Annotated in this window: 28 protein-coding genes and 1 pseudogene; 11 read left to right on the forward strand and 18 right to left on the reverse strand. The window is 72.5% G+C overall.

Annotated elements, in window-relative coordinates; translation table 11 throughout:
• The first annotated feature begins 31 nt into the window (after window positions 1–31).
• Window positions 32–1,561, forward strand: coding sequence for a UDP-N-acetylglucosamine 1-carboxyvinyltransferase (locus FB457_RS11485; protein ID WP_047015505.1), 1,530 nt, complete (start codon window positions 32–34; stop codon window positions 1,559–1,561).
• A gap of 378 nt (window positions 1,562–1,939) precedes the next feature.
• Window positions 1,940–3,190 carry a SpoIIE family protein phosphatase gene (locus tag FB457_RS11490; RefSeq protein WP_145781748.1) on the forward strand — a complete coding sequence of 417 codons (1,251 nt, stop codon included), beginning with the start codon at window positions 1,940–1,942 and terminating at the stop codon, window positions 3,188–3,190.
• Between the two features lie 254 nt (window positions 3,191–3,444).
• Here FB457_RS11490 and FB457_RS11495 read toward each other — a convergent pair whose 3' ends face one another.
• Together FB457_RS11495 and FB457_RS11500 are read right to left on the reverse strand one after the other, a co-directional pair.
• On the reverse strand, window positions 3,445–4,062 hold the full coding sequence (locus FB457_RS11495) for a TIGR03086 family metal-binding protein (RefSeq protein WP_047015507.1): 618 nt from the start codon (window positions 4,060–4,062) through the stop codon (window positions 3,445–3,447).
• A 119-nt stretch (window positions 4,063–4,181) separates the two neighbouring features.
• The gene (locus FB457_RS11500) at window positions 4,182–5,024 is read right to left on the reverse strand and encodes an AraC family transcriptional regulator (protein ID WP_047019845.1); all 843 of its coding nucleotides are present in this window, start codon (window positions 5,022–5,024) and stop codon (window positions 4,182–4,184) included.
• A gap of 80 nt (window positions 5,025–5,104) precedes the next feature.
• On the opposite strand from FB457_RS11500, the gene FB457_RS11505 reads away from it, so the two are divergent.
• Complete coding sequence (locus FB457_RS11505; RefSeq protein ID WP_047015508.1) at window positions 5,105–5,515, forward strand: DUF2000 domain-containing protein; 411 nt, start codon at window positions 5,105–5,107, stop codon at window positions 5,513–5,515.
• Here FB457_RS11505 and FB457_RS11510 read toward each other — a convergent pair.
• From FB457_RS11510 to FB457_RS11530, 5 genes are all read right to left on the reverse strand, one after another.
• Window positions 5,501–6,736, reverse strand: coding sequence for a polysaccharide deacetylase family protein (locus FB457_RS11510; protein WP_486588993.1), 1,236 nt, complete (start codon window positions 6,734–6,736; stop codon window positions 5,501–5,503). The two genes, FB457_RS11505 and FB457_RS11510, sit on opposite strands and share 15 nt — an antisense overlap.
• A 146-nt stretch (window positions 6,737–6,882) precedes the next feature.
• Window positions 6,883–7,572 (reverse strand): ankyrin repeat domain-containing protein, encoded by a 690-nt coding sequence (locus FB457_RS11515; protein WP_145781750.1) that lies wholly within the window; start codon window positions 7,570–7,572, stop codon window positions 6,883–6,885.
• Window positions 7,573–7,671: 99 nt separating this feature from the next.
• Complete coding sequence (locus tag FB457_RS11520) at window positions 7,672–8,325, reverse strand: hypothetical protein (RefSeq protein ID WP_486588994.1); 654 nt, start codon at window positions 8,323–8,325, stop codon at window positions 7,672–7,674.
• Window positions 8,322–9,050 (reverse strand): hypothetical protein, encoded by a 729-nt coding sequence (locus tag FB457_RS11525; protein WP_486588995.1) that lies wholly within the window; start codon window positions 9,048–9,050, stop codon window positions 8,322–8,324. The genes FB457_RS11520 and FB457_RS11525 overlap by 4 nt, the downstream gene beginning before the upstream one ends.
• A gap of 196 nt (window positions 9,051–9,246) precedes the next feature.
• A complete protein-coding gene (locus FB457_RS11530) occupies window positions 9,247–9,909 on the reverse strand; it encodes a GmrSD restriction endonuclease domain-containing protein (protein WP_145781753.1) in 663 nt (220 codons plus the stop codon).
• Window positions 9,910–10,094: 185 nt separating this feature from the next.
• Between FB457_RS11530 and FB457_RS35180 the strand changes: the two genes are divergently transcribed.
• The 3 genes and pseudogenes from FB457_RS35180 to FB457_RS11540 all read left to right on the forward strand — a co-directional run bounded on the left by FB457_RS35180 (window position 10,095) and on the right by FB457_RS11540 (window position 11,718).
• Window positions 10,095–10,256: a hypothetical protein gene (locus tag FB457_RS35180; RefSeq protein ID WP_164492518.1), complete on the forward strand. Its 162-nt coding sequence runs from the start codon at window positions 10,095–10,097 to the stop codon at window positions 10,254–10,256.
• Between the two features lie 13 nt (window positions 10,257–10,269).
• Window positions 10,270–10,934 (forward strand): annotated as a pseudogene (locus FB457_RS11535) (ABC transporter permease); the annotation flags it as partial.
• 202 nt (window positions 10,935–11,136) lie between these two features.
• Window positions 11,137–11,718, forward strand: a complete 582-nt coding sequence (locus tag FB457_RS11540) for a TMEM165/GDT1 family protein (RefSeq protein ID WP_047015513.1) — start codon at window positions 11,137–11,139, stop codon at window positions 11,716–11,718.
• 484 nt (window positions 11,719–12,202) lie between these two features.
• Here FB457_RS11540 and FB457_RS11545 read toward each other — a convergent pair whose 3' ends face one another.
• From FB457_RS11545 to FB457_RS11570, 6 genes are all read right to left on the reverse strand, one after another.
• Entirely contained in the window at window positions 12,203–13,249 is a 1,047-nt protein-coding gene (locus tag FB457_RS11545) for a YihY/virulence factor BrkB family protein (RefSeq protein WP_078898194.1), read from the reverse strand.
• Entirely contained in the window at window positions 13,246–13,767 is a 522-nt protein-coding gene (locus FB457_RS11550; protein ID WP_047015514.1) for a DUF3618 domain-containing protein, read from the reverse strand. Before FB457_RS11550 ends, FB457_RS11545 begins: the two co-directional genes overlap by 4 nt.
• The gene (locus FB457_RS11555) at window positions 13,740–14,198 is read right to left on the reverse strand and encodes a phage holin family protein (protein ID WP_047015515.1); all 459 of its coding nucleotides are present in this window, start codon (window positions 14,196–14,198) and stop codon (window positions 13,740–13,742) included. Before FB457_RS11555 ends, FB457_RS11550 begins: the two co-directional genes overlap by 28 nt.
• Window position 14,199: 1 nt before the next feature.
• A complete protein-coding gene (locus tag FB457_RS11560; protein WP_145781755.1) occupies window positions 14,200–14,670 on the reverse strand; it encodes a hypothetical protein in 471 nt (156 codons plus the stop codon).
• 508 nt (window positions 14,671–15,178) lie between these two features.
• A complete protein-coding gene (locus FB457_RS11565) occupies window positions 15,179–15,841 on the reverse strand; it encodes an HAD-IA family hydrolase (protein WP_145781757.1) in 663 nt (220 codons plus the stop codon).
• An 86-nt stretch (window positions 15,842–15,927) separates the two neighbouring features.
• Window positions 15,928–16,551 carry a TetR/AcrR family transcriptional regulator gene (locus FB457_RS11570; protein ID WP_145781759.1) on the reverse strand — a complete coding sequence of 208 codons (624 nt, stop codon included), beginning with the start codon at window positions 16,549–16,551 and terminating at the stop codon, window positions 15,928–15,930.
• Window positions 16,552–16,664: 113 nt separating this feature from the next.
• Here FB457_RS11570 and FB457_RS11575 point away from each other — a divergent pair, with 113 nt between their 5' ends.
• Together FB457_RS11575 and FB457_RS11580 are read left to right on the forward strand one after the other, a co-directional pair.
• Window positions 16,665–18,173 (forward strand): amidase, encoded by a 1,509-nt coding sequence (locus FB457_RS11575; protein ID WP_253911188.1) that lies wholly within the window; start codon window positions 16,665–16,667, stop codon window positions 18,171–18,173.
• Window positions 18,158–18,778: a DUF2087 domain-containing protein gene (locus FB457_RS11580; protein ID WP_047019850.1), complete on the forward strand. Its 621-nt coding sequence runs from the start codon at window positions 18,158–18,160 to the stop codon at window positions 18,776–18,778. The genes FB457_RS11575 and FB457_RS11580 overlap by 16 nt, the downstream gene beginning before the upstream one ends.
• Window positions 18,779–18,855: 77 nt before the next feature.
• On the opposite strand, the gene FB457_RS11585 is transcribed toward FB457_RS11580, so the two are convergent.
• Both FB457_RS11585 and FB457_RS11590 read right to left on the reverse strand, forming a co-directional pair.
• Window positions 18,856–19,059, reverse strand: coding sequence for a DUF397 domain-containing protein (locus FB457_RS11585; protein ID WP_047015519.1), 204 nt, complete (start codon window positions 19,057–19,059; stop codon window positions 18,856–18,858).
• The gene (locus FB457_RS11590; protein ID WP_047015520.1) at window positions 19,046–19,933 is read right to left on the reverse strand and encodes a helix-turn-helix domain-containing protein; all 888 of its coding nucleotides are present in this window, start codon (window positions 19,931–19,933) and stop codon (window positions 19,046–19,048) included. Before FB457_RS11590 ends, FB457_RS11585 begins: the two co-directional genes overlap by 14 nt.
• 265 nt (window positions 19,934–20,198) lie before the next feature.
• On the opposite strand from FB457_RS11590, the gene FB457_RS11595 reads away from it, so the two are divergent.
• On the forward strand, window positions 20,199–20,813 hold the full coding sequence (locus FB457_RS11595) for an ATP-binding protein (protein WP_145781761.1): 615 nt from the start codon (window positions 20,199–20,201) through the stop codon (window positions 20,811–20,813).
• Between the two features lie 365 nt (window positions 20,814–21,178).
• On the opposite strand, the gene FB457_RS11600 is transcribed toward FB457_RS11595, so the two are convergent.
• A complete protein-coding gene (locus tag FB457_RS11600) occupies window positions 21,179–22,471 on the reverse strand; it encodes an MFS transporter (protein WP_145781763.1) in 1,293 nt (430 codons plus the stop codon).
• Window positions 22,472–22,561: 90 nt separating this feature from the next.
• On the opposite strand from FB457_RS11600, the gene FB457_RS11605 reads away from it, so the two are divergent.
• A complete protein-coding gene (locus FB457_RS11605; protein WP_047015521.1) occupies window positions 22,562–23,149 on the forward strand; it encodes a helix-turn-helix domain-containing protein in 588 nt (195 codons plus the stop codon).
• Window positions 23,150–23,256: 107 nt separating this feature from the next.
• Complete coding sequence (locus FB457_RS11610) at window positions 23,257–23,991, forward strand: SDR family oxidoreductase (RefSeq protein ID WP_047015522.1); 735 nt, start codon at window positions 23,257–23,259, stop codon at window positions 23,989–23,991.
• Between the two features lie 68 nt (window positions 23,992–24,059).
• Here FB457_RS11610 and FB457_RS11615 read toward each other — a convergent pair whose 3' ends face one another.
• Window positions 24,060–24,662, reverse strand: coding sequence for a recombinase family protein (locus tag FB457_RS11615; protein ID WP_047015523.1), 603 nt, complete (start codon window positions 24,660–24,662; stop codon window positions 24,060–24,062).
• A 167-nt stretch (window positions 24,663–24,829) separates the two neighbouring features.
• On the reverse strand, window positions 24,830–25,342 hold the full coding sequence (locus FB457_RS11620) for a hypothetical protein (protein WP_047015524.1): 513 nt from the start codon (window positions 25,340–25,342) through the stop codon (window positions 24,830–24,832).
• Window positions 25,343–25,449: the final 107 nt, after the last annotated feature.

A 25,449-nucleotide genomic window follows, 5' to 3' on the forward strand; every position in this document is an offset into this window, starting at 1 on the left:
GGCATCTCATATGTGAGATAGCGTCCAAGTCATGGCAGACGACTACCTCGTGCGCATCGGCAGGCTCATCCGTGACGCCCGGCAGCACCGCGGATGGTCGCAGAGCCAGCTCGCCGCCGCGCTGGGCACCAGTCAGAGCGCCGTCAACCGCATCGAGCGCGGCCATCAGAACATCAGCCTGGAGATGATCGCCCGCATCGGCGAGGCACTGGACAGCGAGATCGTCGCCCTGGGCACCGCGGGCCCGATGCACCTGCGGGTGAGCGGCGGCCGCCGGCTGTCCGGCGCGATCGACGTGAAGACCAGCAAGAACGCCTGCGTCGCGCTGCTCTGCGCCACGCTGCTGAACTCCGGCCGCACGGTGCTGCGCCGGGTGGCGCGGATCGAGGAGGTCTTCCGCATCCTGGAGGTGCTGAACAGCATCGGGGTGCGGACCCGCTGGATCAACGACGCCGCCGACCTGGAGGTCGTCCCCCCGGCGGAGCTGGACCTGGACTCCATGGACAACGCGGCGGCGCGCCGCACCCGCAGCGTGATCATGTTCCTCGGCCCGCTGCTGCACCGGGTGGAGCGCTTCAAACTCCCGTACGCGGGCGGCTGCGACCTCGGCACCAGGACCGTACAGCCGCACATGGCCGTGCTGCGCCGCTTCGGCCTGGACGTGACGGCCACCGAGGGCGTCTACCACTGCGAGGTCGTCTCGGACGTCGGCCCCGACCGGGCCATCGTGCTGACCGAGCGCGGCGACACCGTGACCGAGAACGCGCTGCTGGCCGCCGCCCGGCACGACGGCGTGACCGAGATCCGCAACGCCAGCTCCAACTACATGGTCCAGGACCTGTGCTTCTTCCTGGAGCACCTGGGCGTGCGCGTGGACGGCGTGGGCTCGACCACGCTGCGGGTGCACGGCGTGCCGTACATCGACAGGGACGTCGACTTCTCCCCGTCCGAGGACCCGGTGGAGGCGATGAGCCTGCTGGCGGCGGCGGTCGTCACGTCGTCGGAGCTGACGGTGCGGCGGGCGCCGGTGGAGTTCCTGGAGATCGAGCTGTCGGTGCTGGAGGAGATGGGCCTCGACCTCGACCGCACCCCGGAGTACGCGGCCGACAACGGCCGTACCCGGCTGGTGGATCTGACCGTTCGCCCGTCGAAGCTCCAGGCGCCGATCGACAAGATCCACCCGATGCCGTTTCCCGGCGTCAACATCGACAACGTGCCGTTCTTCGCGGCCATCGCCGCCTCCGCGCAGGGCTCGACCCTCATCCACGACTGGGTCTACGACAACCGCGCCATCTACCTCACGGAACTGACCCGCCTGGGCGCCGGCGTGAAACTCCTCGACCCGCACCGCGTGCTGGTCGAGGGCCCGACGCGGTGGCGCGAGACGGAGATGATGTGCCCGCCCGCGCTGCGCCCCGCGGTGGTGGTGCTGCTGGGCATGATGGCGGCGGAGGGCACGTCGGTGCTCCGCAACGTCTATGTCATCAACCGGGGTTACGAGTCCCTGGCCGACCGCCTCAACTCGGTGGGCGCCCGCATCGAGACCTTCCGCGATATCTGACATACAGATGCGCGCGGGTCGCCTCGGCTCTCGTACCCGGCCCGCCCTCCTGCCGCGGCGTCGCGCCACTTGCGTACTCGTGCCGTCAGTTCACTCCTGCTGCGACGGCCTCGCCCCCACCGCCCCCGGACCCCTTCACCGGCTGAGGCAACGCCTGCGGCGCAGGACCCGCCGACGCCGGCGCCGTACTCCGCGCCCTCGTTCTGCGCGCCGCCGAAGCGGACCCCGCCGCCGGTCCGCGGGTGGCCTGACGGCCCGCCTCGCCGATCACGTCCGTTTGGCGGATTACGGCGGGTACGGCCGCTCCGCCCGTTCTAGATTGGCAGGGGGGTGGCAGGTCGGCATTCTTCCGGGGGTGGAAAGGGCTGGTATGGACCTGTGACCTCGCAGATCGACTACGAAGCGCTGTTCACGGCCGCGCCCGATCCGAACCTGGTACTGGGCCCTGATCTGGTGATCGTCGACGTCAACGAGGCATACCTGCGGGCGACCGGCCGGACCCGGGATGACCTGATCGGCAGGTATCTGTTCGACGCCTTCCCCCACAATCCCGCAGACCCGCACTCCACCGGGATGCAGGACCTGGAAGCCTCGCTGCACCGGGCCCTGCGCACGAAGCAGCCGGACACCCTGGCGCTGACGAAGTACGACATCCCCCGCCCCGGCCGGCCGGGGACGTTCGACGAGCGGTGGTGGTCTCCCGTCAACACCCCCGTCCTCGGGCCGGACGGACAGGTCGCCTGGATCATCCACCGCGTGGAGGACGTGACCTCGTTCATCCTGGCCCGCGCAGCCCAGCCGGCCGAGAACGGCGACCAGGACCGGGCCCTGAGCGAACGGGAAGCGATGGACGCCGAGCTGTACGTGCGGGCGCGAGAGCTGCAGCGGCTCAACGAGGAACTGCGCCGTGCCCACGCCCGGGAACGGCAGGTCGCCGTCACCTTGCAGGAGACCATGCTCCGCTCACCGGACCTGGCACACCACCCGCACATCACCGTGCGCTACCTGCCCGCTTCCGGCTCCCTGAACGTGTGCGGCGACTGGTACGACGTCATCGATCTCCCGGACAACGGCTTCGCCGTCGCCGTCGGCGACGTCGTCGGCCACGGCCTGCAAGCCGCGGCCACCATGGGCATGCTGCGCAGCGCACTGTCCGCCGGGGTCCGGGCACTCCGCGAACCGGGCAGGGCGCTGGATCTCCTGGACCTGTACTCCTACGCCGTGGAAGGGGCGACGGCCACCACCGCCGTCAAGGCCGTCATCGACCCCGACGGCCGCCGGATCACCTACAGCAGCGCCGGCCACCTCCCGCCGATCCTGCTCCACCCCGACGGCACCTGCGATCTGCTGGACAAGTCCACCGACCCACCGCTGGGCACACGCCCCCGGCACATCCCACGCCCCCACGCCAGCCTGCCCTACCGCACCGGCGACACCCTCGTCCTGTACACCGACGGGCTCATCGAGCGACGCGGCGAAGACATCGACGCCGGCCTGCACCGGCTGACGGACACACTCGCCCGCTACGGCACGCTCGGCACCGAACGCCTCGCCGACACCCTCCTCGCCCGCCTCGGCGTGGCCGGCGGCGCCCCCGACGACATCGCCCTGATCATCGTCCGCCTGTGAGGGGGCTCCCACGAGCCCTCCGAGGGCGTCGCCGGGGACCGGAGGCTACGTTGCTGGCGGAACACCGCCTACGGCTTCGCAGACGCCCAGACCTCCTACGACGAGAGCCTGCGCTACCGAGAAACCGGCCCGGCAACCGAGCCCGATCACTGCCACTGAGCTTTACGGCGGTGTCCTCGCCGACGTGGTGGCCGACCCGGATCGACACGCCTCCGCGCCCACGCTGCGGCCGGATCGTCATCGAGGGGCGGGCGTCAGCGTCCGGGAGGCGTCCAGCCGGGGTCGCGGCCGCTGAGCCCCGCCACCCGGTCCAGCAGCGGCGCGTCCTCCGGCACGGCGACGACCGGCCCGAACATTCCTTCCCGCGCGGGCCCGCCGGGGGTGGCCGCCAGCAGGTCGTAGGAGACGCGCAGGGCTTCGTCGTCCGGCTCGTACGGCCGGCCGGTGGCGCGGGCGAGGTCCCAGCCGTGCAGGACCAGCTCGTTGAGGGCGACCCGGCCGGCCACCGCGGCCGGGAGCGCGACGCCGCCGGCCTGGGTGTCGCCCTCCCAGGCCGCCGGGTCGTGCCACGCCTCGGCGAGCTCGGGGAGCCGCCGGGCCAGTTCCTCGCGCCAGCCGGGGCCGATGTCGGGGCGCGGCGCGGAGTTCGGGTCGGTGCCGGTGGTGGGGCCGAGGTCCTTGCGGCCCGCGTCGCGGAACGCGACCGTCAGGCCGGCCAGGTGGCCCAGCAGGTGGCGGACGGCCATGCCCTCGCACGGCGTGGGGTCCTCCAGCCGGTCGTCGGGGACGCCGGCGGCGAGCCGGGCGACGACTCTGGTCTGCGGGCCGAGGTCCGGGTGGGCGGCCGGTGCGGCGGGGTTTGCGTCGGTCATGCGGAGTTCCTTCCGTGGCGTACTGCCTCCACCGATCATGACTCGTGCAGGACGCGAAACTCATCGCCGAACCGCCCCGCCCTCCCACTCGCGCCGGACTCGCCGCCGCCCCCAGCGCGCTATCGCCGTACGGCGTGGGCGAATTCGCCCGGGGTGATGCCGTAGGTGCGGACGAACCAGCGGTGCAGGTGGCTCTGGTCCGCGAACCCCGACGCCGCCGCGGCCCCGGCCGCGCTCTCCCCCGCCGTCAGCCGGTGGCGGGCGTCGCGGAGGCGGAAGAGGCGCTGGAGGTCGCTCGGGGGCATGCCGTACTCCGTCTGGAACGCCCGGTACAGCGCGTAGCGGCTGCAGCCCGCCGCCGCGGCCAGCTCCGCCGCCGGGATCTCCTCCGCGAACCGCTCCCGGAGCACCGCCCGCGCCCGCCGGGCGGCGCCGGCCTGCGGGCCGCCGGGGCGCAGCGTGCGGGCGCGCGGCGGGGCCGTCGAGGCGCGGTGGACCATCGCCGTCACGGCGGCGGTGAGCCGTTCGTCGCGTACCAGCGGGCCCGCGCCCTCCGTGAGCGCCGCGTGCAGCCGCAGCAGCGCGCGCCACAGCGGCGGGTCGCGGTGCACGGGGTCGGCGAAGAGCGGGAGGGCGGCGGCGCCGCCGGGAGCGCCGGCGTCGGCGAGGACGTCCCGTACGACGTCGGGGCCGATGTGCACCATCCGGTAGGTGAACCCCAGCTCGGCCGCCGACTCGCCGTCGTGCGGGTCGTCGGGGTTGAAGGCCATGACGAGGCCCGCGGCGGAGGTGTGCGAGCCGCCGCGGCAGACGAAGCGCTGGGCTCCGCTCTCGGTGAGGCCGAAGGAGTAGGCGTCGTGGCTGTGGCGGTGGAAGACGTGCTCCTCGAAGTGGGCGCGCATGGCCTCCACCGGCCGCTGCGCGTCCCGCCAGTAGGAGACCCAGTCGCTCACGCCTTCCATGGTGCCGCACCAGGTGAGCGCACCGCGGTGCCGCACCAGCGTTCAAGACCGCCGCCGCCCGCGGGGGCCAGGCTGGCGGCATGCGCTTCGAGACCAAGATCGCCGTGGTCGTCCGGCAGGACCTGGCCGCCTGGCAGCGGCTGAACGTCACCGCCTTCCTGTGCAGCGGCGTCGCCCACGCCGCCGACGACATCATGGGCAAGCCGTACGAGGACGGCAGCGGCAACCGGTACCTGCCGATGTTCCGCGAGCCCGTCCTCGTCTTCGCCGCCGACGCCGCGGGCCTGACCCGTACCCACGCCCGGGCGCTGTCCCGCGGTCTGGCCACCGCCGTCTACACCGACGAGCTCTTCGCCACCGGCAACGACGACGACAACCGCGCCGCCGTCCGCGACGTCCCCGCCGCCGACCTGACCCTGGCGGGCCTCGCTCTCTACGGGCCGAGGAACGCCGTCGACCGTACGGTCAAGGGCCTGTCACTGCACACCTGAGCCGCGTCTGCCCAGCGTGCCCCAGCCGCCCTCCGGCGCCTGCCCCACCTCCAGGCCGCGCAGCGCCCGCAGGGTCCGCGGGTCCTGCGCGTCGAGCCAGTCGGCGAGCTGCCGGAAGGACACGCAGCGCACGTCCTCGCGGGGGCAGACCTCCTTGATGGTCTCCTCGACCGCGCGCATGTACGCGCCGTCGTGCCAGGTCTCGAAGTGGTTGCCGACGATGAGCGGAGCGCGGTTGCCCGTGTACGCGCGCCGGAAGCCGGCGAGCAGCCCGTCACGCATCTGCGACTGGGCGTTGGCGGGGGTGGTGAGGGGGTTGACCTTGAAGTTGTAGTCCATGGTCAGCTCTTCGCGGTCGCTGCCGGGGTACGGCACGAGCTGCATCGACAGGTCCCACAGGCCGTCCTCCTTCGCCGGCCACACCTGTTCGCTCACGCCGCTCGTGTCGTACCGCCAGCCCAGTTCGCGGGCGGCGGCGCGGAGGTTGTCGGCCCCTTCGAGGCAGGGGGTCCGGGCGCCGGTCAGCTCCTTGTCGTAGTCGAAGGGCAGCGGCGCGGCGTCGCGCATTCCGGTGTGCGTCTTCCACCGCTTGACGAACTGCTTGGCCTGCGCGATCTCGCTCTTCCACTCCTCCTTCGACCAGCTCGCGACGCCGGTGGGGCCGCAGAAGTGGCCGTTGAAGTGGGTGCCGATCTCGCTGCCGTCGAGCCAGGCGCCGCGGACCTGGTCGACGGTCTCCTCGATGTGCGCGTCGCTGAGCAGCCCGATGTCGGAGGCGCCGGGGGCGTGGCCGGGGGGCTCGTACAGCGAGCGCTTGGACTCGGGCAGGAGGTAGATGCCGGAGAGGAAGTACGTCATGGCGGCGTCGTACCTCCGCCCGATCTCCCGGAAGTGCTGGAAGAGGCCGTCGCCGGTCTCACCCGCGCCGTCCCAGGAGAAGACGACGAACTGCGGCGGCTTCTCGCCCGGGGCGAGTGTGCGCACCCGCGGCTGCGCGGGCTGCGCGCCGGTCCAGGCGGTGGAGCCGTCGCCGATGAGGTGGGCGCTCGTGCTCTTCCGGGCGGCGGCGCGGGCGTCTGTCCTGGCGTCCGCGTGCTCGCTGCCCTTCTCCCCGGCCTTGCCGCCGCCGTCCCCCGGCCCCGCCGTGCACCCGGCCGCCGCCACCGGCGCCAGCACCGCCGCCGCGCACGCGCCGACCACCGCACGCCTCGCCCTGCCCATGGGTCACCTCTCTCCCGCGCCGATTCGCTGGAGTGATAACCCGAAAAACATACAAATACCGGATGCTCACCCGGATGCCCGAGCACGTAGACCGCCCGGACGACGGACCTGGGCCTGATGCGCTACGCGGCCGGGGCGGCGGCGCCTCAGAGTCGGCCCCAGCCGGCGCGGGCGCCCTGGCCGTGGTCCGTGATCGCGAAGCGGTGTTCCTCCGCCCAGCGCTGGGCCGCGTACCCGAGCCGCGGGGAACCGCTGTTGAGGTAGTCCTCGGCGATCTCGCGGTCCCCGCGGCGCCCCAGCTCCTCCTCCAGCACGGCGAGGAAGTCCGGGCGGCCGAGCCGGATGGCGGTGCGGAGCACCGCGCGCAGCGGCTCGCCGTCCCCGGTCCTGGCGAGGACGTTGGTCAGCGCCGCAGGATAGACGGGGGCGCGGTGGTACGGGCGCAGCTCTTCGGCCAGCTCCGCGGCCCGGGCGGTCGCTTCACCGTCGTACCGGCGGAGGAGGTCGACGAGTTCCTCGATGCGCAGCTCCGCCTCGGCCACCTCGGCGAGCTGGTGCGGCAGCAGCCCGTCGCGGTTGTACGACTCCTCGCGCGCGCCGAGGGCGAGCAGCGTCTGGACGAGTTCGTGGTCGCCCGCGTAGTAGGCATAGTGCAGCGCCGTGTCGCCCCGGGCGTCGGAGATGCCGAGGCCGTAGCCCCGGTCCACCAGCGCGCGCACCTCGGCGGGGTCCCCGCGCAGGACGGCACCGAGGAACGCGGTGCCGCGGCGGCGCCGCCGGAAGCGGGACACGGCGAGGACGAGACACGTCACGAGTGCGATCAGCAGACCCAGCACGGGGCCCTCCACTTCTCCGCGGTCGGGAGTGGAGGCAGTGTCGCCCGGTCGCCCCGGGACCGCTCCCGGGGCCGGAGCGGTCCCGGGGAGCCCGCCGATCTACAGGGTCAGCAGCCGCTCCGCGAGGTCGCGTGAGTCACGGAGGGCGAGGCGGAGCCGCTCGGTCTGCGCGTTCGCCTCGCCGTCGGTGGTCCTGGCCTGGCGGGTCAGGTCCCGGGAGGCGTCGCGGCGCTCCGCGAGCAGCGCGGCGATGCGCTCGCCGAGATCGCCGAGGACGGCGCAGGCGTCATCGACGGCCCCCGGCGGATCGTCGACGAAGCGACCCGTCGCCCGGTGCAGCCGGTCACCCCACTCGTCCCGCTCGGACGGCGGCAGGAGGGGGCCGTCCGGCCGGCGGCCGTGGCCGGGCGCGGAGGGGGGCGCCGCGGGTGCGGGGGCCACGGGGTCCGCGACCGCCACCGGGTCGGCGGCCACGTGGCCGGCGGTCGCGACGGGATCGGTGGTCGCGGGGCCGCCCTTCGCCGGGCCTGCCCGGTCCGCCGCCGGGGCGGCCGGTACGAGGACACCGGGGGACCCGGCGCGGGACGGCTCTCCGGCCGCCGCGGCACCGGACCCTTCGGGCGCACTCTCGCCGGAACCGCTCCCCGGCGCCACGACTCCTCGCGCAGCCGCCCCGGTGTCCTCGCCTTCCCTGTCGCCGGAGTTGCCCGCCGGCTTGCCCGCCGTCTCGTCGCGTTCCCCCGCGCCGGTCACGAAGCGCTCCCGCCCCGGCCGTCGCCGCGGCGCATCGCCCACGGCGTGGGCACGCGGCCCGCCAGCCGGCGCCCGCCGCCGCCCTCGCGGGCCGGGGCCGCCTTCTCGTTCTCCGGGGTCCCGGGCGCTTCCGGCGCCTTCGGGAGGGTGGCGGAGGTGCCGGGCCGGCCCGCCAGCTCCGTGTACAACTCCCGGGTGCGGAGCAGCGCCGTGCGGGCCTCCTCCGTGGGCGGCTCCCCGCCCGCCCGGCCGGGTTCGCGCTGGGCGAGCCCGTGCAGCCGGCGGTAGTCGCCGATGTGGCGCGGGTAGTGGACGGAAAGGGCGGAGACCCGCTCGTCGTACTCCTCGGCGGGGTAGCCGAGTTCGCCCGCGAGCCGGGCGATCAGCGCGTCCGCCTCCGCGGCGGCACGCACGGGCGAGTCGACGAAGTGCTGCTGGATCAGGCTCCATTCGGCGTCGTAGCGCCCGCGGGCCGCGGGGTCGAGCCGTACGGTCCGCAGCTTGCCGTACGCGCGGACGCGCCGGGCCAGTTCCTTCTCGGCGGCCTTGCGGTCGCCGTCGTGGCGCTCGACCGTCCGGTCGTACTCCGGTCCGAAGCGCCGCCGCAGCCCTCGCGGCCCGCCGGGCAGGCCGAGGGCGGCGATACCGCCACGGGTGCGCATCAGTAACAGGGCCGCTGCTGCGACGGCGGCCACGACCACGATGATGATCAGCCACACAGTCATAGTTGGCGGCTAGCCCGTATCGTCCGCCGCAAACACGGCCGTACGGCTGCGGGCCGGACGTGCACGGTACGACCGGGTGACGGGCCGGTGGCGTGCGAACCGCGGTGCGCGGCACGGGAGTTCCGCGCCGCGCCCGCGTGCCGCCGGACTGCGGGACCGGGCCCTCGGGCCCTCGGAGCGCAGCCCTTCGGGCCCGTCAGCAGCCGGAGAGGACGGACTCCAGCTTCGCCTTCTCGGCGTCGTCGGCGGTCAGGTCGTACGTGTGCTTGACCCACACCCACATGCTCGCGTAGGTGCAGTGGTAGCCGGTCGACGGCGGCATCCACTCCGCCGGGTCCTTGTCGCCCTTCGACTGGTTGACGTTGTCGGTCACCGCGAGCAGTTGCGCGATCTCGAGGTCGTTGGCGAACTGCTCGCGCTCGCCGGTGCTCCACGCGCTCGCGCCGGAGCGCCAGGCTTCGGCGAGCGGCACCATGTGGTCGATGTCGACGTCGGAGGACTGGGTCCAGGTCGCGCCGTCGTACGGCGAGTACCACGAACCGCCCACCGCGGCGCAGCTCGCGTCCTGCTCGACGTTGTCGCCGTCCCGTTCGAGGACGACCTCGCGGGTGTTGCAGGCCCCGGACTGGGTGCTCCAGTGCGGGAAGAGGTCGCGGTCGTAGCCGTCGGAGGAGCCCTCGGGCGCGGTGGTGATCTCCGCGAGGTAGCCGAGGGCGGTGTCGGCGCCGGGCGGGGCGGGCGGCTCGGCCTGGGCGCTGGGCGCCGCGGTCAGCAGCAGCGCCGCCGCCGCGAGCGGCGCGGCGAGGTGACGCGCGTAGACCTTCAGCCGCGCGAGCGGCCGCTGAGAAATGCCGGACATACGAACTCCCGGAACTATGGGGGGTGTTGTGCATGTGCACGTGATGCTGACGCCGCGAAGTGTCGTTTCTGCAGGCGCCAGGTAACACCTTGAGGACATGGCCATGTCATCCGCAAGACCGCCTACCGGGTTTGCCCTCGCCACGCCCCCGGGGCCGCCGCCCCCGACCGGACTGCGCTCGGCTGGTGTTGCCCGTCAACGTCACCCGCGCGGCCGTGCTCACCGCCCTGTCGGCCGCCGCCGTCACCGTCGCCGCGGTGGCCCGGCTCGGCGAGGGGAACGAGCAGCGGCAGAGCGGAGAAGGCGGCGCAGGCGGCGGGAACGAGGGGGCGGGAAGAGCCGGATAACCCCCGGGGGCTCACCACACACGCGCGCGCCATCGCCCCCGCCGGGCTGCGCGCCGCCGCCCGACTCACCACCGCCCCGGTCGTCATCGGCTACGTCGTACGCGCCGTACCCCTGCTCCTCGCCTTCGTGGCCCTGATGTTCGCCGTCGGCGCCTGGACGGCGGGCCGCCGCATCACCCACAACCGCACCTGGCGCCGGGCCGCCGTCCCCATCGCCGCCGGGGGCACCGCGGTCGCTGCGACACTGCCGCTCACCGGCCTCGTCAGGGTCGACGACATCGCCCTCACCCCGGTCAGCGGCATCCTCATCGGCGGCGCACTGACCGGCACCGTACTCGCCGGCCGCCGCGCGCTGGACGAGTTGACCGCCCGGCGCGGCGAGGTGGAGGCGGCGCTCGCGCCCGGCTTCCTGGAGCACGAGGCGCGCCTGGAGATAGCCCGCCCGGCCGCCTCCGACGCCCTGATCCCGGGCCTCGACCAGACCCGCACCGTGAGCCTCGTCACACTCCCGGCGCGTACGTCGGCTTGCTCATGGGCGGCGCGTCCCCCGTAGCGGCCGGTGCGGTACAGCTCTTCGTGCTGGTCGCGCTCATAGCGGTGCAGGCGGTGGCGGTCGCGGTGGTGCTGGAGCTGATCGCCCCGGGGCCGGGTGCATCGCCTAGACTCGGGGACGTCTGAAGGGGAGTAGCCCTCAGCCGGTGTCGTCGACATACTGCCCAGCCCGCTGGGCCGGCGCCCGGAGCGCGGAACCGCACGGCCGGCAGGCCGCGGGATCTCCGCGCCGGCGAGACCTTCGGCCGCAGTGTCCGTTGACGCTGCCGTGCCGAGGTCTGCCATGCGCTTACGCTCTCGGTACGGCGCCCGACCGAGAGTAGGCACCTTGCTCAGCCTCAGCACCGTCGCGATCGTCTTCGGCGTCGTCTTCCTCGCCGAACTCCCCGACAAGACCGCGCTCGCGGGACTCATGCTCGGCACCCGCTACCGCGCCTCCTACGTCTTCGCCGGCGTCGCCGCCGCCTTCGTCGTCCACGTGAGCCTCGCGATCGCTGCGGGCAGCCTGCTCGCACAGCTCCCCCAGCGTCCGGTGCAGGGGATCGTCGGCGCGCTGTTCCTGGCCGGTGCGCTGGTCCTGCTGCTGAAGAAGGACGACGACGAGGAAGAGGTCAAGGCCCCCGCCGACCAGAGCTTCCTGAAGGTGGCGGGGGCGGGCTTCATGCTGATCCTGGTCGCCGAGTTCGGCGACCTGACGCAGATCATGACGGCGAACCTGGCCGCGCGCTTCGACGACTGGCTGTCGGTCGGCATCGGCGCGGTGCTGGCGCTGTGGGCGGTGGCGGCGATAGGGATCCTGGGCGGCAGGACGCTGATGCGGTACGTACCGCTGAAGCTGATCACGAAGGTGGCGGCGGGCGTGATGCTGGTCCTGGCGGGCTTCAGCATCTACGAGGCCATCACGGGCTGAGGAGGGACGCCGGGGCGGGGGCGGGCCGACCTGTCGGTGCGTGCGCGCCGTGGGGCGGAAGTCGGGCTCCGGGGCCCGTTTTGGGCCGGATCCCGGGGTATTACCGCGGGTTACGACACGCTTTCTCCGGTCGGGGACTGCGGGGGCCGGCGGCTGGGCGTCGGAGCAGCCGCGTGTGCGCGGATGGGCGAAAGTCGGCCGCCCGGGGGTCGTTTGTCCTGATGTGAGCGAGGGTCACGGCGAGTCTTGTCTCGGCGGCACGCGTGGCGTGGGCTGGGCACGCGCGGGGAGGCAAGTTGGACGCAGCAGGAACCGACGCGGAAGGCTGCGACAACAGGGCCTCCCGGGGCAGCTCTTGGCTTCGACAGCCTCTGAGCCACCGAGAGGCCCTGCTTTCATGCACGATCCCGACAAGATCACCCATCCCGAACGCCACTGTCGATCACACCGCACTCAAGATCGATAGAACAACGGCTTCTCACTCTCATTCCTCCTCCAGTTCCTCCTTCGTCTCCTTCTTCTTCAGCTTGCGCGTGTCGCGGGGCTCGGCGTAGGGCTCCGCCTCCGGGGGGTGACCCGTCTCCAGGGCGCGCCCGCGCTCCAGCTCGGCATTCAGCTCCAGGCCGAGCAGCGCCGCGATGTTGGAGATCCACAACCAGATCAGGAAGATGATGATGGCGGCGAAGCTGCCGTAGGTCTTGTTGTAGCTGCCGAAGTTGGCCACGTAGAGCCCGAACGCCGCCGAGGCGAGCAGCCAGATGAGGACGGCCAGCAGGCTCCCCGGCGTCACCCAGCGGAAGGAGTGGCGGATGTTGGGGGCCGCCCAGTACAGCACCGCAATGACGAGGCTGACCAGGATGACCAGCACGGGCCATTTGGCCCAGTTCCACACCGTGACGGCCGTGTCGCTCAGCCCCAGCACGTCGCCCGCCCGGCGGGCGAGCGTGCCGGTGAAGACGACGCCGACGGAGATGAGCCCCGTCAGGAGCACCAGGACGACGGTGATGGCCAGCCGGGTGGGCATGGTTTTCCACACTGGGCGGCCCTCGGGAACGTCGTAGACGGTGTTGGCCGCCCGCATGAATCCGGCCACGTAGCCGGAGGCAGACCACAGGGCGAGCGCGACGCTGATGATCAGCGCGATCCCGGCCTCGCCCTGCTTGTCCTTCAACTGCTCCAGCATGGTGGTGAGAATGTCCTGGGTCGCCCCGGGTGCCAGCGTGGCCACGTTGTCGATCAGCGGGTCGATGGCAGAGTCGCCGATCAGGCCCACGATCGACACCAGTGCGAGCAGCCCGGGGAAGATCGCCAGCACCCCGTAGTAGGTGAGCGCGGCCGCCCAGTCGCTGAGGCCGTCGTCCTTGTACTCCTTGGGCGTCCGCTTGACGGCAGCCCACCACGACCCTCCGGACAGGTCGGTCGGTCCCTTGGCAGGGGGCCGCTCTCTGGGCCGCTCCTCCGGTCTGTCCTCCGGCGGTGGCCCGGGGCCCCCGGCCCGCGACGGCTCCTCGGTGTCGTCGCTCCTCGTCATCGCCGCTCCTCTCCGGTCCGTTCCTTGACCTCCCGGGCGGCCTCCTTGGCCGTCTGCGTGGCGTCCTCCTTCATCCGTTGCGCGGACTCGCGCGCGACGTCCTTCACCGGCCCGGCGAACTCCCCGGCCCGGTCCGCCATCTGGGCGGCGGCCCGTTCCTCGGCCGGGGACTCCGGGATCATCGACGCGGCCAGCATCCCGGCGCCGAACGCCACCAGGCCGGCCGCTAGCGGGTTGCCCTGCGTCTGCCGCGCGAGCCGCTCCGGCGCCTGCCTGGCCGCCTCGCCCGCTGCCTCGGTGGCTTGCCGGGTGCGTTCCCTGGCCTGCTCGGTGCTCTCGGTGGCGCTGCCCATGACGCGCTCGCGAAGCCCCGTGGCGGCGCCGCGCACGCGCTCGCCCTGGCGGCCGGCCGCTGCGCGAGGGCTGACGCGCTCGGCCAGGCGGTCCAGGTCGGCGGTGAGCCTGGAACGGGTGTCCTCGATCTCGGCCCTCAGCTTCTCCGGGGATGCCGTGCCCATTGTGCGTCCTCCTTCAGGGTTGCCATGGTCTGGTCAGGTGTGGGCGACACGCTCCGCATCCCGGAGCGGGCCCGTGCGAAGAGGATCAGGCCGATCAACGCCCATACACCGGTGATGATCAGCGCGGCCCAGGCGGCGTCCATCACGTTGTTCAGCGCGGCCACACCCGCCAGCGAGAGGAAGACGGCCACCATGTAGCCGGCGAACCCGGCGCCGCCGAACATGCCGGCGGCCTTCCCGGCCTTGACGGCCTCCTGCCGCATCTCGGCCTTGGCGAGTTCCATCTCCTGGCGGAAGAGGGTCTGCGCGTCCGAGGTCACCGCCGACACCAGCTCGCCCACCGAGCCGTCGGCGCCGGAGGGCTCCTGGGCACCCGCCTCGGCGGGCTGCTCGGCCCGCTCCTCGGCGGCCTGCCGTTCGGTCGTCGCCATCTCACGCCTCCCTTCGCTCTTCTCTCTGTTCTGGCTGTCCGGGGCCCGCCTCCCCGGCCCGCGCCTGGACGCGGCCGGCCTGGGAGCCGCCCGCCTTGGCCAGCCGCCCGACGGCGAAGCCGGCCAGCGCCGCTCCGCCGAGGAACGCCGTCGGCCGCTCACGGGCGAATCCCTGCACGTCGTCGGTGACCCCTCGGGGGCCACGTTCCTCCAGGTACTCGGCGACACGGTGCCCGCCGTCGGCGGCGCGGGCCACGAGCCCGCGCGTCGGCGAGTCATCCGGAGCCCGCTCCGCCATGCGGGCCAGGTCGTCCGCCCACTGGCGCACGGTGCCGGCGGTCTGCAGTGCCTGCCGCTCCGCCTGCTGCTGTGCCTGCTCCTTGGCCTGCCCGGCCTTGTCCTGAACCGTGTCCTGGACCTGCTGCCCGGCCTCGGTGGCGGCAGATGTCCGCCGCTCGGGAGTCTCGGTCATCGTCGTGTCCCTCTTCTGTCGCTGTCTGTCGCTCTCCGTTGACCTGTCGTCTTCCGTCTGCTCACCCCGCCAGAGCCGGGTAGCCACCGATAATGGGAGTGAAACACCATTACGGATATTTATGGGCAAAGTAGCCAGAAAAACGGACAACCCTGCACTGCGTCAGCGGAAGGAGCCGCCATGCCCGACCCCGATGACCAACGCGACGCGAACGCCAAGCGCGAGCAGCCGTACAGCTGCGACATCAGGGCCCCCTGGCACTCGAGTGGTCGCAAACCCGAGCTACCAAGGGGCCCTGTACTCATGCATCCATCCGACCGAGATCACCCGGCCAAGGACCGCGTTCGATCAGAACCGTCCACGTGATCGATAGAGATACGGCTTCTCAGCTTCAGACCAGGCGCATACCCTTGGGCGAGCGTGAGGGGACGTACCGGCGCGAGCGAACGCCTCAGACCAGCCGCTCGCCCTCGCGCCGGACCCAGCGAAAACCCGCCCCCGCCCCCGCCTACCCCACCGTCAAGCGCAGCGCGCCCCCGCCCAGAGGCCGGACCCGCACCCCCGCCAGCGACTCCACGTGGACGTCCGTCCCCTCCCCCGCCGCTCGCGGGCCGACCCCCACGACGCGCATCCCCGCCGCCCGTGCCGCCGCGATGCCCGCCGCCGCGTCCTCGAACACGACGCACTCCGAAGGCGCGAATCCCAGGTCGGCCGCCCCCTTCAGGAACCCCTCCGGGTCCGGCTTGCTCGCGCTCACGCACTCCGCCGTGATGGAGATCGCCGGCACCGGCAGCCCCGCCGCCGCCATCCGCGCCTGCGACAGCGCCCGGTCCGCCGACGTGACGAGCGCGTGCGGCAGCCCGGCCAGACCCGCCATGAACTCCGGCGCACCCGGCACCGGCACGATGCCGTCCGTGTCCGCGGTCTCCCAGGCGAGCATGCGCGCATTGTCCGCGAGGTTCTGCTCGACGGGCCGCTCGGGGAAGAGGTGCGCCATGGTGGCGTGCGCCTGCCGGCCGTGGGCGTGGCGCAGGATCTCCTCGGGGTCCTTCCCGTTTTCCGCTGCCCAGCGGCGCCAGATGCGCTCGACGACGGCGTCGGAGTTGAGGAGCGTCCCGTCCATGTCGAGGAGCAGTGCCTTGAAGACACCTATGTCCGTGGGCCTGCCCATACGTAACCCCCAGGGGTGGAGAACCGATTTTGTTTCCCTACGATACAAAACGCCGCACCCACCGCCAAGAGCCACCTGAGCCCCGCTCACCCCCAGAGGCCCGCCAGGTGCGCATGCAGCACCTCGTGCGCCTCGTGCGGGGTGAGATGGCCGACGAGGACGTGGACGGTCAGGCCGTCGGCGAGCGCGAGGAGCGTACGGGCCTCGCGCTCCGGATCGCGGGGCTCCGCCCCCTCGGGTGCCGGGTCCCCGGACTCCTCCCGCCCCGCACCCCCACGCGCCTCCGCCACGAGCCGGGCGAACACCTCGTGCAGGCCCGCGTAGTTCGCCCGCAGCGTCCCGGCGAGCGCTTCACTGACCGCCGCCTGGGCGACGAAGGCGAGCCAGACCCTGGCTTCGGCGCGGTGCTCGTCCCCGAGCAGTGACACCTCGGCGGCGGCGTGCCCCAGCGCCGTGCCCGCCGACTGGGCCGGGCTCCGGACGAGACGGGCCCGTACGCGCTCGCCGATGCGCTCGCCCACGTACCCGAGCGCGAACACCAGCATCTCTTCCTTGGTACGGAAGCACCGCTGCACGGCCCCCATGGACACCTCCGCACGGGCGGCGACGTCGCGCAGGGTCACGCCCTCCAGGCCGCGTTCGTCGGCGAGACGGCAGACGGCCTCTGCGATGGTGCGGCGCCGGCTCTCGTGATCCACCTGTCTGGGCATGCTCCCGGCCGCCTCCTTATTCGATGCGCGCGTATCGGATCCAGGGTACGGTGACCGTTCCGATGCGGATGCATCGGAACGGTCACCGAAAAAAGAGAGGAACCAGAAAGGCCATGCCCGACGACCTCTGGAAGTTGCCGGCCGCCGCACAGGCGGAAGCCGTACGCGGCGCACACGTCTCCGCCGTCGAACTGGTCGACAGCCACCTCGACCGCATCGCCGAGATCAACCCGCAGGTGAACGCGGTCACCCAGCTCCTCGCGGAGCGCGCACGCGAGGCCGCGGCCAGGACCGACCGCCTCCGGTCCGCCGGGGTGGCGCTCGGACCGCTGGCGGGTGTGCCTTTCACGGTGAAGGAGAGCACCCCCGTCGAGGGGGTGGCGACCACGTTCGGGGTGCCGCGCTTCCGCGATCTCGTGGCCGCCGCCGACGCGCCTCCCGTGGCGCGGCTGCGCGCGGCCGGGGCCATCCCGATCGGGCACGCCAACATCCCCACCCTGATCCTCGCGGGGATGCACACGCGCAGCGAACTCTTCGGCGGCACCGTCAACCCCTGGGACAGCAGCCGCACCCCCGGCGGGTCCAGCGGCGGCGACGCGGTCGCCGTGGCCACGGGCATGGCGGCGCTGGGGCTCGGCAACGACTCCGGAGGCTCGGTGCGGATACCGGCCCAGTTCTGCGGGATCGCCGGGCTGAAGCCGTCCACGGGCAGGTTCCCGGCCGACCACCGCGTGCTCGGCCCCGACGACCCGGGCCCGGCATCCCAATTGCTCGTCACCGAAGGACCGCTGGCCCGGACGGTGGCCGACCTGCGGCTCGCGTACGAGGCGCTGGCCGGGACCGACCCGCGCGACCCCAGGGCCGTACCGGTGCCGCTGTACGGCGAGGCGATCCCCGGGCCGCTGACGGTCGCGGTCGTGGCCGACCCGGGCGGCCACGGCGTCCACCCCGCGGTCCGCGGGGCCGTCGAGACCGCGGCCGACGCGCTCCGCGACGCGGGGTACGCCGTGCGCGAGGTGGCGGACGTGCCGCGGCTGGACGAGGTGCTGGAGGCGTACGGGCGCCTGACCGTCACCGAGTTCGCGCCGACCTGGCCGGCGGTGCGGACGCTGCTCGGCGAGGGTGGGGACCGCTACATCGCGATGGCGATGGAGCGGACCCCGCCCGCGACCGCGGACGAGTTGGTGAAGCTCATGGGCACGTGGATGTCCCTCCGCCGCTCGTGGGCCGAATTCCTCGACTCCTACCCGCTGTTGCTGGGCCCGTCGTTCACCGAACCACCCGTCGAACCGGGGCTGGAGTCCCGCGACCGGGCGGGCCTGGACCGGGTCACCTCGGCGATGCGGCTGTGCAGCGCGACGAGCTTCGTGGGGGTGCCGGGCGTGGCGGTACCGACCGGTGTCGTGGACGGCCTGCCCGTCGGGGTGCAGATCATCGGGCGGGCGTTCCGGGAGGACCTGTGCCTGGAGGCGGCGCAGGCGGTCGAGGACCGGCTCGGGGTGCTGACGCCGATCGAGCCGGAGGCCGGACGGGGCGGGGGAAAACGACTTTCGGGCGGGCCGGGGGACGCGGTACGTGTACGGGACGACACCGGCACCACGACGGGATGGAACGCTCCATGAACGCCGCCTCCAACGCCGCCGCCTCCGACGCCGCCTCCGCCGAGGACTCCTCCGCCGAGGACTCCTCCGCCGACGCCTCCGCCCCCGCGGGCCACCCGCCCTCCTGCCGCGACCTCGTCGGCCTCCTCGCCCAGACCGACCGCCGCGCCGCCTACGCCGCCCTCGCCCTCGGCGCCACCTCGGTGACCGACGTCGCCACCCGCACCGGGCTCCGCCCCCCGGCCGCCGCGGCGGCGCTCCAGAAGCTCACGGCGGGCGGGATCGCCGCCTTCGACGCCGCCACCCGCGCGTACACCCTGCGCGACGACGCCTTCCGGCTCGCGGTCCAGGCCGAGGTCCGGCTCACCGGCCGGGGAGGCGGCGACGGCGCGGGCGGGTACTTCCGCCGCGGCCGGCTGACGTCGATCCCGGGCAACGCGGAGGTACGGAGCCGGGTGCTGGCGGTGGTGAAGGACTCGTTCGAGCCCGGTACCACGTACTCCGAGGCGAAGGTGAACGCGATCTGCGGCGAATGGCTCGACGACTGGGTGACCCTGCGCCGCGCCCTGGTCGACGAGGGCCTGCTGCGGCGGAACGAGTCCGGCACCGCGTACGAACGCGCGTGACGGGCGGCCGGTGACCGGCGGGCGCCCCGCCGCCGGACGGCCGCCGGCGGTGGGGCGCTTGCGGTCCTGCGGTTCCGTTACCGGCCGTACTCCCCGCCCCGCACGGCGGCGACGAAGGCACGCCAGGCGTCGGGGGCGAACGTCAGCACCGGTCCTGAGGGGTCCTTGCTGTCACGCGCGGCCACGACGCCGTCGGCGACCGCCACCTCGATGCAATCGCGCTGTCCGTCGCTGTAGCTCGACTTGTACCAGTGCACACCTGCGAGATCAGACCTGTCCATGACTCCCTGCCGTGTCTGCGATCAGGCGCTGTGACACCTGCTCATCGGGCGATGATTCCCAGACGTCGTCGAACACCTCCTGGTAGCTCTGCACCTCGCTCGCCTTGTCGAGGTACAGGCTCCCGGTGAAGCCGTCCGAGTAGACGGTCGGGGGCTCCGTTTCCGTGCCGTCGCCGTTCACCGGGAAGCGAAGGACGACGAAGGACCCCGACAGCATGCCCAGATGCAGCCCCGTGGCGAAAGGTGCCACCCGGATCGCGATGTTGGAGCGCTCGGCCGCCTCCGCGAGGTACGTCAACTGCCCTGCCATGACCTCCGGTCCGCCCACGGGCCGCGCCAGCACCGCCTCGTTGAGCACCAGCCGCAGGGACGGGGGCGCGGTCGCCCGGGTGAGAAGCGATTGCCGTTCGATACGCAGCCGGACCCGACGGTCGATCTCCGCTTCCGTCTCGTCCGGATTGTGGTGACGGATGACCGCCCGCGCGTAGCCTTCCGTCTGCAGCAGTCCCGGCACCAGATCGCTCTGGTACGAGGTGAGACTCGACGCCGCCTCCTGAAGCCCGATGTACACGTCGAAGCCCTCCGGAATGACGTCACCGTAAGCGTGCCACCACCCCTTCGCCTTCGTCTCCTTCGCGAGCCCCATGAGGGCCTCGGTGATATCAGCCGGCGCCCCGTACACCTTGCACATGGTCTCCACGTCGAAGCTGCGCAGCGACGACTGCCCCGTCTCGATGCGCCACATCTTCGCTTCCGACCACTCCAGTCGGTGCGCCGCCGAGCGCACCGTGAGCCGTGCCTGATTCCGCAGGTCACGTAAGTACCGGCCGAGTTGCCTCCGCGGCACCGTCGATCCCGTCGCCCGTTCCGCCATACGTTTTCCCCTTCCCCATGTCATTCAAAGTGAAGGACTTCCGACGCTCGAAATGAAAGCACCGGGGTCCCCGAATTCACAATGAACTTCACTCGTTCGAGTGCCCGGCTCAGATTCTCGGAATCCAGTCTTGCAGAATTCAAAAGGCGGCGGCACTCTAGTCTTCCGATAGCTCAGCGTGTCAAGCCCGCCGCGTAGAACGCTACTTGAACCCCTACTTTTTCGTACGCCTACGGCCACGCGCGGAAGACGAGGAGACGTGCCCATGGCCGCAGAAGAACCGGTTATTCCCAAGTGCCACCACGAAACGCACGGTTCGCCGGGCGCCTGGCCCGCCGACGCCCACGCGGCGCTGCCGCACCGCATCCGCGGCGCCGGCATCCGGTATCGCGCCTGCCGCACCGGCCGGTGCACCGGCAGCCCCGGAGGCGGCCACCACCCCGCCCGTAGCGGCGGGCGATCGCAGCCCGCTTCCCGGGCCCGGCGGCCGATCCCGCTGGAGCCCGTGCACAAGCGGCAGTTCGCCCGCGACGCGGGTGAGGTCGGCCGGGCGCGCGACTTCGTCGCGGCGGCGCTCGGCGGCATCGCGTGCGCCGAGCTGCTCGCCGACATCCGGCTCTGCACCTCGGAGCTGGCCACCAACGCCGTCCGGTACGGGCCGGCCGGCCGGGATTTCCTGGTCCGCGTCGTCACGCTGCACGACACGGTGCGGGTCGAGGTGCACGACACCGGCGACGGATGTCCGCGTACGCGCGCGCCGCGACACGACGACGACCACGGGCGGGGGCTCCTCGTCGTCGCCGCGCTCGCCGACGAGTGGGGCGTGGCCGAGCGGTCGGGACCCGGGAAAGCCGTCTGGGCCGAGTTCGTCCTTCGGTGAGGCCGCGGCGCTGTCCGCGCGGGGACCCCACCCGGGCGGGCGGCGGTGGAAACGCCGTCATGACCACAGCGGCGTGTGCGGACGGAAGCTGCACGGTCGTGGTGCAGAAGGGCACCGGGATCCCGGCGGTTCCCGGTCTCCGGCGGGACCGTTCCAGGTGACCGGCGTGGGCGCCGAGGGCGTGGACCTGACGTCCACCGACGCGACGGGATTCACCTCCAGCCTCCTCGGCCAGCACCCCGACCAGGGCGGAGCCTCCACCATCAACGAGTTGTCCATTGAGGTCGTCACCCTCACCGGGGACACCGCGAGGCTGCGGCTCTTCCCGGCGGAGCAGGCAGCGCGCGTGCGCGACCGCCGCGGGGTCAGCCGGCGCCGTCCCGTCGGCGCCGCGCTCGCGCGTGGTCGGCGAGGATCAGCGGGACCGCGCACGTGGCGAGCGCGGCGCCGATCAGGCAGACCGCGGTGAGGTCCGCTCCCCGGTTGAGCACGGCTGCCGCGAGGACCGGCGTGCCGCTGATGCCCAGTTGGAAGGCCGAGACCGTGGTCGCACCGGCGAGGGTCGGCGCGTCCGCGGCGATCGCGAAGACGCGGCCGTAGACGGCGGGGTTGAGGACGAACGCCGCGACGCCGAGGACGAACACGACGGGAGTCACCGCCCAGGCGTGCCGTACCGCGACGGTCATCGCGAGCGACAGCACCGCGATCGCCGCGGTGCCGGTGAGCAGCGCGCGGTGGGGCCGCCGGTCCGAGATGCGGCCGCCGATCGAGAGGCCGGTGAAGGCGCCGACGCCGAAGAGGGCGAGGACGGCGGGGATCCAGACCTCCGACAGGGCGGTGATCTCGGTGAGCATGGCCGCGAGGTAGTTGAACGTGATCATGTACGCGGCGGTGGTCAGGATCGTGATCGCGTAGATGCCCCACAGGTGCGGGTTGCGGATCGTGGCCAACTCCCGGGACACGCCCGGCCGGACGTCCGCCGCCCCCGGGCCCGGCCGGGGGGCGGCGGGTATGCCGGCGAAGCAGCCGGCCATCCCCGCCAGCGTGAGGACGACGACGACCCAGAAGCCGCCCCGCCACTCGATGAAGTGGCTGAGCAGCGTCCCGGCAGGACCGCCGGCGATCATCGCCACGCTGAGCCCGCTGACCACGACGCCCGACGCGCGGGCGTTGCGGTCCGGGGTGACCAGGCCGATCGCGGTCACCGACGCCACGGCGAAGAAGCCCGCGTAGGCGATGCCGGAGACCACCCGGGTCAGCAGCAGGACCTCGTAGCCGCCCAGCAGCCCGACGGTGATCCCGGCGGCGAAGACGCCCTGCGTCGCCAGCAGCGCGGTACGCCGCGGCCAGCGGAGGCTGAGCACCGCGAACGGCGGCCCGCCGAGCACGACGCCGAGGGCGAAAGCGGTGATCAGGAAGCCCGCCGAGGAGAGCGTGACGTCCAGGTCCGCGGCGACCGCGGGCAGCACGCCCGCGAGCAGGAACTCCGCGGTCCCCATGGCGAACAGGCTGAAGGCGAGCAGATACACCCCGGCGGGCAGCCGGTCCGGCCGCCCGCTCCCGGCGGCCGCCTCGTCCGCACGCCCCGGCCCCCGGCCGCCCCGCGCCTTCCCGGGACCTCCGGCCCCGGTGAATCCGTCGTCCTGCGCCGTCCGCATGTCGACCACCTCCGCGGGCAGCGTCCGGGCAGCAGTGCGGAAACGACAACTTCCGTTGCCGATTCCGGGACACGTTGGTTGACTGGGCCCATGGACGACCAGCCCAGCGTCGGCGCCGTCATCGACCAGATCGCCCCCCGGCTGCGCCGCGCGCGCGAGACCAAGGGCGTCAGTCTCGCCACCCTCGCGCGCACCACCGGCATCTCGACCAGCACGCTGTCCCGGCTGGAGTCGGGCCGGCGCAAGCCGAGCCTCGAACTGCTCCTGCCGGTCACCGCGGCCCTCGGCGTCCCGCTCGACGAGATCGTCGCAGCACCCCGCATCGTCGACCCGCGGGTGCGCCAGCAGCCCACCACGCGGGACGGCCGGGTGCTGATCCCGCTCTCCCGGCAGCAGGGCGAGCCACGCGCCTACAAGATGACCATCCCGGCACACGACAAGGAACCCCATCTACGGACGCACGCCGGCCACGAATGGCTGTACGTGCTGCGCGGGCGCCTGCGGGTACGGCTCGCGGAGCGCGACTTCGTCATGACCGCCGGCGAAGCCGCCGAGTTCGACTGCCGGATCCCGCACTGGTTCGGCGCCGCGGGCCGCGGCCCCGTCGACGTACTGAGCCTCTTCGGCAAGTCCGGCGAGCGCATCCACCTCCGCACCGGCGGGGGCCGGAGGACCTAGGCCGAAGGTCTCGTTCCCCTGCCCGGCCCGCGTGTGATGGTGTCGACGTACCGATCACAGCAGGGCGGCAGGGCAGCACGGACACTCCAGGGGCGGCAGGCAACCACATGACCTTCGCAGGGCAACGCGTCGTCATCACCGGTGCGTCCCGGGACTTCGGCCGGACTCTCGCCATCCGTTTCGCCCGGCGGGGTGCCGAGGTCTTCGTCTCCTCCCGCAGCCTGGCGGCGTCGCGACGGGTGGCGGACGAGATCCGCGACCTGGGCCACACCCAGGTGCACGCCCTCGTCTGCGACCTGTCGGACCCCGCCTCGGTCCGCCGGTTCGCCGCCGACGTGGCGCAGCGCACCGACCGGGTGGACGTGCTGGTGAACAACGGCGCACGCTGGCTGGGCGGTCCTGATCTCCTCTCCGCCACCGACGAGGACGTGATCGACACCGTCGCCGCCGGGGCGACCGGCACGATCCTCGTCGTCAAGCGCCTGCTGCCGCTGCTGCTCGCGTCCGACAGGCCGGACATCGTCAACATGATCTCCGCCGCCGGGCTCCCGGCCCACCAGCGCTCCGACGCGCACGACGCCTTCTACGCCGCCAAGAGCGCACAGGCCGGCTTCGCCGACATCCTCTCCACCCGGCTACGGCCCCGGGGGGTGCGGGTCATCTCGCTCTACCCGCCGGACTTCAGCAACCCGGACCCGCTGTCCCCGGAGTGGGAGAGCACGCCGCGCGGCTCCGGCGACATGCTGACGGCCCACTCGGTGGCGGAGTGCGTCTTCTTCGCCCTCGGACAGCCCCGGGACTGCTTCATCAAGGCGTTCCACTTCGAACAGGCATGCGGCTGAAGGGCCGTCCGCCTCGGCCCTGTAGTCCCACCTCGGACACCCGGGAGCAAGTAACCCGTCGGTAGCTTTCAGGGCTTCGCGGCGGTGGTCTTCTTCGGCTGGCGGGGGACAGTCTTGGTCTTGTCGAGGTGGCCGTACACCGTCGACCGGGGCACGCCGAACATGTCGGCGATCTGCTGGACGGTCTTCTCCCGCTCATCGTAGAGCCGTTGGGCGAGTGCGGCCTGGTCCTCGGTGAGCTTCGGCCGGCGCCCGCCGACCCGGCCTCGGGCCCGCGCGGAGGCAAGCCCGTCGTTGGTGTTCGCCACAATCAGTTCGCGCTGGAGCTCGGCGAGGACGGAGAGCATGCCGAACATCGCGCGGCCCTCCATGGTGGAGGTGTCGATGCCCTGCTCGATGACGTGCAGGCCGATGCCGCGCTCGCGCAGATCGGCGCCGAGGGTCACCAGGTGGAGGACGGAGCGGGAGAGCCGGTCAAGCCGGGTGACCTTGAGAGTGTCGCCCTCGCGCAGCAGCTGCATGACGAGATCGAGCTTCGGGCGGGACGCCTTCGCGCCGCTCGCGGAGTCGACGTGGATGTGGTCGCGGTCGACGCCGGCCCGCAGCAGGGCATCGATCTGGTGATCGGGGTTCTGGTCGGCGGTCGAGACCCGCGCGTAGCCGATGAGCATGTGTCGGAATCTATCGTCCGGACCGTCTGTCGACACTCAGGGAGTCGATCACGAACCCGCGGGTGAGCACTGTCGGAAACTCGCGTCGGAAATCAACGTCGGTGAACGGTCGTTTGCCGACACTCCGGTTGGGCCTTGCAGGCTGTTCGCCGCCGCACGTGTGAAGGTCAGGTTGTGGCCTGGGTCCCGCAGTCTTCCGGCAGTAGGGCCAGGAGCTGCTGCGTGTGGCCGGGCAGCTCGACTTCTGCGAGGCCGGTGATGAGGTCCCTCAGGGGTACGGGCTGGTCGACCAGGACTTTGCCGTTGGACAGGAGCAGGGCGGGCACCAGAGTGTCGAGTTCGGTCTCGCTGAGCATCGGTCCGCCGAGTGCGCACAGGGCGTCTGCCTGGAGACGGATGCGGTCGCGGAGCCCTGCGTTGCCGCCGGCGAGCGTGATGACGCGGTCGAGTGTCCAGGTGTCCTGCGCTGTGCGGTTGTCGTACGTCGTGGTTGCTCCCGTGGCGGCGGAGGAGACGGCGGTGATGGTGGCGGCGTTGACGAGGGCGACGTGCGCCAGGATCTGGTCGGCGTTCCACTCGCCGGCCGGTGGGGCGGGGCTCGTATCACCGGATTCGGCCACGGTGGTGGCAGCGTTCAGCAGTGCTCGGTAGGCGTCACGGAGCGGGGTGGTGTCCATCATGGTCTTCTTCCTTCTGCGGGTGTGTGCGGAGTGGATACGGAACAGGTATGGCGGATGCCGGTTCAGGCGGGCGCACGGTAGATCTACCTTGGCGCCTGCGGGAGGCT

It is taken from the genome of Streptomyces sp. CNZ287 (assembly GCF_007827615.1).